Below are 7,659 nucleotides of genomic sequence, written 5' to 3' on the forward strand. Positions count from 1 at the left end.
TACTATTTCAATTGTCCATCGAGGGTCAGTAGATGTTGATAATGTTCTGGTCGTCTATCTCTGAACGTTCCCCATGCACTGCGTTGGAAAGCAATATCGTCTAGATCGAACTCATGCACTAATACACATTCGGTTGTTCTGTCGGCTTTTACGAGAATTTCACCATTATAGTTGGCAATAAATGAGCTGCCATAGAAGGTTATGGTTAGATCTCTTGATTTGGCTTTTTCCACACCTATGCGGTTAGATGCAATAACGGGTAGTTGATTTGCAGCCGCGTGGCCTTGCATAACACATTGCCAGTGTGGTTGGCTGTCCATCATTGGTTGGCTTGGTTCACTGCCAATAGCGGTTGGAAAAAATAGGAGTTCTGCTCCTTGAAGTGCCATACTACGAGCCGTTTCGGGAAACCATTGATCCCAGCATATGCCAACACCTATTTTGGCGTAGCGAGTGTCCCAAACTTTGAAGCCCGTATCTCCCGGACTAAAATAGTATTTTTCAAGATAACCATCGCTGTCAGGAATGTGTGTTTTTCTGTAGACACCTAGAAAAGAACCGTCGGCGTCAATCATTGCTAATGAATTAAATTTAACGTTGCCTGCTTTTTCGAACCAACTAAACGGTAACACCACTTCTAACTCTTTAGCTAGGGAAGAAAAACGCTGATAAGCTTGGTTTTCATTTAATACTGTTGCCAAGTTATGGTATGACTCATTAATTTCTATACAAAAATAAGGGGTTTCGAATAATTCTTGAATAAGAATGATTTGTGCGCCTTTATTAGCGGCTTCACGTATCAATCTTTCTGCTTTTTCGATGTTTTGCTCTACGTTCCATGAGCATGCCATTTGGGTGGCTGCAACTGTCACTTTTCTCATTGTAGTCCTCGTATCCTTGTTGCCTTTTTATCATTTTCATAGAATCTAGGTTATTATGGAAATGCATTATTTTTATTCTAATATGAAGGATTTCGATAACCTATGGACATGGATATCAGTCAGCTTCGTCTTTTAGTTGTGTTGGAAAAGGAAAGAAATTTATCCCAAGCAGCTAAAAAACTTTTTATCAGTCAATCTGCTGCAAGTCATGTGCTTGCTAAACTGCGTGATCGTTTTGATAATCCACTGTTTATTAAAACCAGAACAGGTATGGAGCCTACCCCTTTAGTTAAAGCGCTTTTGCCAGATATACAAAAAGGATTGAATGCTATTGATATGGCGTTCGATAAAGTAAAACCATTTAATCCTATGGTGGATGCCAAAACATTTTATATTGGCGCGATTGATTACTTTGAATTTTATGCGTTACCTAAGTTGGCCAAAAGATTCGAGTCATCTGCTCCTAATGTGCGGATTGCGATAGATATTTTGACAGAAAATATGCAAATGGAACGTGTAGAGCAAGGCCACATTGATGTTATTCTTGCCGTTGATGAACTTCAGCTTATGCCCCGCTATTACAATCGATACCATTGGTTAACCGATAGTTATGTGGGAATTGTGGCTAACAACGTCAATATAGCGGATAAGTTAACGCTAAAATCCTTTGTAGAGACCCCCCAAATACATCTGCCTTTGATTAATTCTGGTGCCGACCCTATTGATCGGTGGTTACATCAACAGCATCAGTCGCGTCAGATAACCATGATCGTGCAAAGTTTTGCGGTTGGTGGAATGGTGGCAGCACAAACTCGCAGTTTGATGTGTGTGCCTTTGAAGATTGCGCTTGAATTACAACAGATGTTGCCTATTAGAATTGTTGAGTTACCGCGGGACATTCCACCGCTGTCATTGAGTATGTTTACTCATCAGTTATATGACAGCCAAGATAGTATCCAATGGCTGTTAAAAGAGATCATGAGTTGCACCTAGCGCTTTTAATGCATCGTTTCTAAGTAAGCATAGTTTCTAAGTAAACATAGTGTCAAGCAAGCACAGTAGAGCCAGGGCAGCACTAGAAAAGTCGTCTATTCGTTATGCTGACTTTTGAGAAACACGACCAACATGGATCAAGCTGGTGAGTTTGATTAATGGTTTAATGATTAACTGAGCACTTCCTACTATAAATAACCAGGTGCCACTTTCAATTAGTGATTCATTTAAAAAGAAAAAACTGCCAATTAAAAACCAAATAGCAATCAATAAGTCATTTAGTGCGCCTAAAGCCTCATATCGACGTTGAATTACTATGTGTTGGTTACCGATGTCTACATCCAATTCAAACCCTTGAGCCACAATATTCTCCTATTGTTATAATTTTTCAACTAATCAGACAGACTTATCAAGTAACCTACTATTTTGTCAATGAAAATACTCAGGTTTAATGTTGCTTACTGATATGAGTCTGTTGGTATGTTGATTCTATATGTGATTTTGCCAAAGAGTGTCGTTTTATTCTCAATGATTACCAGCAAAGCCTAGGTGGCATCAAAGTCGTGTAATCATGTAGCGATCTTATGATACACGACTTGAAAATGCTTGGGTAAAACTAGAAAATGCGGGGTTATAATATCGTTGGAATTTTCTGAGCTAATGCTTCAGCAAATTTACTATGTTGATCTTGCTGCCAATGGAGACCTTCTTTGGCACATGGTTGAACAAATTCCGCTGCATCGATGAAATGGCATCCTAACTCTTCCGCTCGAAGTTTATAGTAATGAGCAAATTCCTTCGATTTCGCTTCCGCATGGGTGAAGCCTTCTTTGGCCGGGGTGACTTCAAAAACGTGCGCCGGTGAGACAAGTAAAACTTCTGGAGGCTTAGGTATGAAGTCGTGATGAAAGCTTTGAACGACTTGTACCAATCTAGCAGCACCTTTTGATATATCGCTCGCACTAAGATTAAAACGTGATTTTAGATCATTAGTGCCAAGCATGATCACAACTAAATCGGGGTGATGGCTTTGCAAACATGGCAAAAGATAATCGAGCCCTTTTTTACCCGGTTCAAAAGGGTCTTCAAATACGGTGGTTCGACTATTCAGCCCTTCTTCAATTATTCGATATTCAGTGGCTAATTTGTCTTGTAGAAGCATTGTCCATCTTTCTGTGCTGTTGTACCGGCGTGGTAAATCAGGTGAGTAGCCCCAAGTGTTTGAGTCCCCAAAGCATAAAATAGTTTTCATTACATAAGCATCCAGTTGTTTAATGTTAGCGTGATTATACGATAAATAAGCAGAAGTAGAGGGGGATGTCTTAGCTTTTTTCATAACTTATTCTTTTTGTTAAGTCGATCCAATTTACGATCTTGACATCTTACCTAATGGGTTTAGTATTTCTTGGTAAAACGGTTTACTAGAACGATTTACTTTAAATTTGGTACATAATTAGCCTAGAAAACCACTAATGAATAGCTTGCGTTAAGCCATAGAGGTAAGAATGAAGATTACAGATTTACAGGTGTTTGTAACCAATCCGGGTCGCAACTTTGTGACCGTTAAAATTACAACTGAATCTGGTGTTTACGGTGTAGGTGATGCCACAGTAAATGGCAGAGAGCTAGCGGTCGCGACCTATTTAGAAGAACACGTTGCTCCTTGTATTATTGGACGTGACGCACACAATATTGAAGATATTTGGCAGTACTTATATCGTGGTGTTTATTGGCGACGTGGGCCGATTAACATGGCCGCGATTGCAGCAGTTGATATGGCGCTTTGGGATATTAAAGGCAAAGTGGCAGGTATGCCGTTGTATCAGTTATTGGGTGGTAAAAGCCGAAAAGCGGTAACGCTATATGCGCATGCCAATGGTGATAATATTGAAGATACGCTAGACAAGGTAGCTGAATATATTGAACAGGGCTTTAAAGCGGTACGTTTACAAACCGCTATTCCGGGCTTGAGTGAAACGTATGGCATTCTTGGCGATAAAAAAGATTACTTTGAGTTGCAAGGAGAGCGTCCACTTCCTCCTGAACAAGAGTGGTCTACCACTAAATATTTTCAGCTTGTTCCTGAGTTAATGGCCAAAGCACGTGAACGCTTTGGTGATTCGATAGAGCTTTGTCATGATGTACATAGCCGTTTAACGCCAATAGAATCAGCTCGTTTAGGTAAAATACTCGAACCGTATAATCTTTTATTTTTAGAAGACGCAAGTATCGCTGAAAATCAACAGAATTATCAATTAATTCGTCAGCATACAACGACGCCATTAGCCTTAGGGGAAACTTACAATACCATCTGGGATTGTAAAGATTTACTTCAAAATCAACTGATTGATTATATTCGAGCGGCCGCTACTCATGCGGGTGGCATTACTGCTATGCGACGTATTGCTGATTTTGCTTCGATTTATAATGTTCGTACTGCACCTCATGGCGCACCTGATTTATCACCCATCTGTTTTGCTGCACATATGCATCTCAATATCTCAACTCCTAACTTTGGCATCCAAGAGTTTGTCGGCTTTGGTAATGAAAAATCGCAACAGATATTTAAACACGAAATGCGCTTAGAAAATGGCATGATTTATGTCAGTGATAAACCGGGTCTTGGTGTCGAATTTGATGAAACAGAAGCGAAAAAATATCCGTATAAACGTTCCTATCTTCCAGTTAGTCGCTTAGAAGACGGCACGTTGTGGCATTGGTAATCGAGTAGCTTTGAATTAACGAATTTAAAATAGTAGGAGAAAAATACCATGGTAAAAGTTTTAGTTTATGGAACAGGATTCGCTGGTCAAGGTCACGCAGAAGCCTTTCGATACCATAATGCTGAAGTAGTGGGGATCGTTGGCCGAACTGAATCAGTGGTGCATGACGTAGCTAAAGAGTTGAATATTCCTTATGCCGGTACAGATTGGCTTGCGGCGTTGAAAGCGTGTCGTCCTGATATCGTTTCTATTGCTACACCAGGTGGCGCGCATGTGGAAGCGATTACTCAGGCCATTGAATTCGGTTGTCATGTTTTCTGTGATAAACCGTTGTGTGAAAGTGGCGAGAAAGCATTGGAACTGAATCGATTGGCCAAAGAGAAAGGGGTAAAAACTGCTTTTGCTGCTAGTTTCCGATACATGCCAGAAATTATCCATGCCAAACGTTTAGTTGACGCAGGGATGATAGGTGAACCACGAGAAGTTGAGTGCATGTCTCACTTTAATTTAGATCCCAACATTCCATTTGGTTGGTCACATAGTGTCGATGCTGGTGGTGGTCGTCTAAATAATAATTTCACTCATTTATTGTCTATTGTGACGTCTGTTGTGGGTGAAAATATTTTAGCTATTAACGGTGAAGTTAGAAATGATATGCCAAAAGCACCCGTTGTTGATGGAGTACACAATTTTACGCAACGTCGTAACTTCATTCCTAAAGATATTAATGATCCTAACTTGCAGTGGAAACAAGCCGATGTTGAATGGTCTTATACTGTACTGGCCCAGTTAGAAAGTCGAGTTCCAGCAGAGCGTCCTGTTTCCGTATTGTTTAAACATGGCGGTTTAGTGCCAAACTTTAACGATGATCATATCGTTTTTCATGGTTCTAAAGGGTCTATTTATATTAAAGGGCATTATGGAAGTGGTCCGTTATTTTATTTCTCTCAACAAGATGAAGAATCTTGGCGTGAAATAGAGTTACCACAAGATATTAGTGCCAGTTTGCCCGCTATTAAAGACGATACTTTGCGAAGTTGGACGCACTTAGCCGGATTATTAGTTAAAGATGTGCAAGGTGAAAATGTTGAAATTTATCAAACCTTCGAGCAAGGCGCTGAATATCAAGTCTTGATTGATGTTATTCGACAAAATGACCGTTGGATCGACGTCAGCAAATAAAATAGGACAAACTTATGTTTTATGAATATCTAGTTATTGCCGGCTATTTCTCTTTGATTGTTGGAGTTAGTGTCGTATTTAAAAAAATGGCAAACCGTTCCACTAGTGATTATTTTCGTGGCGGCGGTCGTATGTTGTGGTGGATGGTAGGTGCTACCGCGTTTATGACTCAGTTTTCTGCTTGGACTTTTACAGGAGCAGCTGGTAAGGCGTTTAACGATGGCTTTGCTGTTGCGTTAGTTTTTTTAGCCAATACTTTTGCTTATTTTTGTGGTTATGTCTATTTCTCGCATCGTTTTCGTCAGATGCGGGTAGATACCCCAACAGAAGGTGTTCGTCGTCGTTTTGGTTCTGAAAATGAACAGTTTTTCTCTTGGGCACTGATTATTTTTAGCTTTATTGGTGCGGGTGTATGGTTGAATGCATTGGGTGTGTTTGCCAGTGCGGTATTTAACGCCGATATTACGTTAACTATTGTGATCACAGGCTTAGCGGTTATTTTAGTTTCTGTTATTTCTGGCGCGTGGGGTGTGGTTGCCTCCGATTTTGTACAAACGTTAGTGGTAGCAGTTGTGTCTGTTGCCTGTGCGATTGTTGCTTTGGTGATGGTTGGTGGCCCAACTAATTTGGTCACTCAATTCCCAAGCGATTTTATCATGGGACCAGACATGAATTACAGCTTGCTTTTAGTCTGTTCATTTGTGTTCTTCTTGGTGAAACAGCTGCAAAGTATCAATAACTTGCAGGATTCTTATCGCTTTTTGAATGCTCGAGATACCGACCACGCACGTAAAGCTGCTTTGTTTGCCATGGTCTTGATGGGAGTCGGTAGTTTTGTGTGGTTTATTCCACCGTGGGCTTCGGCTATTTTGTACCCAGATGCGGCGTCCGCTTATCCTGAATTAGGTCGTAAAGCCGCTGATGCTGTGTATTTGGTGTTTGCGCGAAATGCTATGCCAGTCGGTACGGTGGGTCTTTTGTTAGCAGGTTTATTTGCTGCAACGATGTCTTCTATGGATTCAGCACTTAATCGTAACTCTGGTATTTTCGTTAAAAGTATTTACCTACCAATCATCAAGAAAGGCTTAGCGACCGATAAAGAAATGCTCAAAGTGGGTAAGTTTGTGAGTTTACTGAGTGGTACATTAGTTATCGTGGTTGCTTTGTTTTTCAATTCATTGAAAGAGCTTAGTTTATTTGAGCTTATGATGTCAGTGTCTACCATGATTCAAGTTCCATTGCTTGTGCCATTGTTTTTTGGATTGTTAGTAAAACGTACTCCTCAATGGGCACCTTGGGCTACCGTTATTGTCGGTGCAGGGGTGACTTGGATGGTAACTAATGTGGTAACGGCGGATATTGTTGCTTCTTGGTTTGGTATCGAGGAGTTGACTCGTCGTGAGTTTAGCGAAACGCGTGTAATGTGGACTATTGCTGCGCATCTATTCTTTACTGCGGGCTTCTTCTGTTCAACCACTTTCTTCTACCGAGAAAGTGCTGATAAACACCGCGTCGAAACGGATAAATTTTTCAAAGATGTTGAAACGCCAATTATTGCCGATGAACAACAAGATACCTATGATTTAGAGCAGCGCGAGAAACTGGGTTCTATGGTGCTATGTATGGGGGCAGGCCTATTCTTAATGGTATTAATTCCAAACCCAATTTGGGGGCGGGTGACGTTTGCACTTTGCGCGGGGACAATAGTGTTTATTGGTTGGTTGCTAAAAAGAAACGCTAAAGTTAGCCAAACAGTAAACGTGCAAAAAGCCATTTAGAGCGCAGCTGATAATTTGTTGATATTGATTCATTCATACTAATGAAAATGAATAAAGTGAAATAGTATCAATGGCGTTAGGAAAAGAAGAGCAAGGATGCTC

At 40.6% G+C, this 7,659-nt stretch carries 7 protein-coding genes; 4 read left to right on the plus strand and 3 right to left on the minus strand.

Translation table 11 applies throughout. The annotated features are described in order from the left end of the window. Window positions 1-2: 2 nt before the first annotated feature. On the minus strand, window positions 3-881 hold the full coding sequence (gene aguB / locus R3X26_RS09795) for an N-carbamoylputrescine amidase (RefSeq protein WP_317717119.1): 879 nt from the start codon (window positions 879-881) through the stop codon (window positions 3-5). A gap of 102 nt (window positions 882-983) precedes the next feature. Here aguB and R3X26_RS09800 point away from each other — a divergent pair, with 102 nt between their 5' ends. After that, a complete protein-coding gene (locus R3X26_RS09800) occupies window positions 984-1,874 on the plus strand; it encodes a LysR family transcriptional regulator (RefSeq protein ID WP_317717120.1) in 891 nt (296 codons plus the stop codon). Window positions 1,875-1,976: 102 nt separating this feature from the next. On the opposite strand, the gene R3X26_RS09805 is transcribed toward R3X26_RS09800, so the two are convergent. Continuing rightward, window positions 1,977-2,237: a YrhK family protein gene (locus R3X26_RS09805; RefSeq protein WP_317717121.1), complete on the minus strand. Its 261-nt coding sequence runs from the start codon at window positions 2,235-2,237 to the stop codon at window positions 1,977-1,979. 268 nt (window positions 2,238-2,505) lie between these two features. Beyond that, window positions 2,506-3,126 (minus strand): SGNH/GDSL hydrolase family protein, encoded by a 621-nt coding sequence (locus R3X26_RS09810; RefSeq protein ID WP_317717128.1) that lies wholly within the window; start codon window positions 3,124-3,126, stop codon window positions 2,506-2,508. 253 nt (window positions 3,127-3,379) lie between these two features. Between R3X26_RS09810 and manD the strand changes: the two genes are divergently transcribed. The 3 genes from manD to R3X26_RS09825 are packed head-to-tail and all read left to right on the plus strand — an operon-like array spanning window position 3,380 to window position 7,557. Next, window positions 3,380-4,597, plus strand: a complete 1,218-nt coding sequence (gene manD, locus R3X26_RS09815; protein ID WP_317717122.1) for a D-mannonate dehydratase ManD — start codon at window positions 3,380-3,382, stop codon at window positions 4,595-4,597. A 48-nt stretch (window positions 4,598-4,645) separates the two neighbouring features. Beyond that, entirely contained in the window at window positions 4,646-5,779 is a 1,134-nt protein-coding gene (locus tag R3X26_RS09820) for a Gfo/Idh/MocA family oxidoreductase (protein ID WP_317717123.1), read from the plus strand. A 14-nt stretch (window positions 5,780-5,793) separates the two neighbouring features. Continuing rightward, window positions 5,794-7,557, plus strand: a complete 1,764-nt coding sequence (locus R3X26_RS09825; protein ID WP_317717124.1) for a sodium:solute symporter family transporter — start codon at window positions 5,794-5,796, stop codon at window positions 7,555-7,557. The last annotated feature ends 102 nt before the right edge of the window (window positions 7,558-7,659 follow it).

The organism is Vibrio sp. TH_r3, from assembly GCF_033101115.1.
Taxonomy (GTDB): domain Bacteria; phylum Pseudomonadota; class Gammaproteobacteria; order Enterobacterales; family Vibrionaceae; genus Vibrio.

Bases quoted from the DNA above. Each gene is read 5' to 3' on its own strand.
- R3X26_RS09825 (WP_317717124.1), top strand. From the start codon at position 5,794: ATGTTTTATGAATATCTAGTTATTGCCGGCTATTTCTCTTTGATTGTT.
- aguB (WP_317717119.1), bottom strand. From the start codon at position 881: ATGAGAAAAGTGACAGTTGCAGCCACCCAAATGGCATGCTCATGGAAC.
- R3X26_RS09820 (WP_317717123.1), top strand. From the start codon at position 4,646: ATGGTAAAAGTTTTAGTTTATGGAACAGGATTCGCTGGTCAAGGTCAC.
- R3X26_RS09810 (WP_317717128.1), bottom strand. From the start codon at position 3,126: ATGAAAACTATTTTATGCTTTGGGGACTCAAACACTTGGGGCTACTCA.
- manD (WP_317717122.1), top strand. From the start codon at position 3,380: ATGAAGATTACAGATTTACAGGTGTTTGTAACCAATCCGGGTCGCAAC.
- R3X26_RS09800 (WP_317717120.1), top strand. From the start codon at position 984: ATGGACATGGATATCAGTCAGCTTCGTCTTTTAGTTGTGTTGGAAAAG.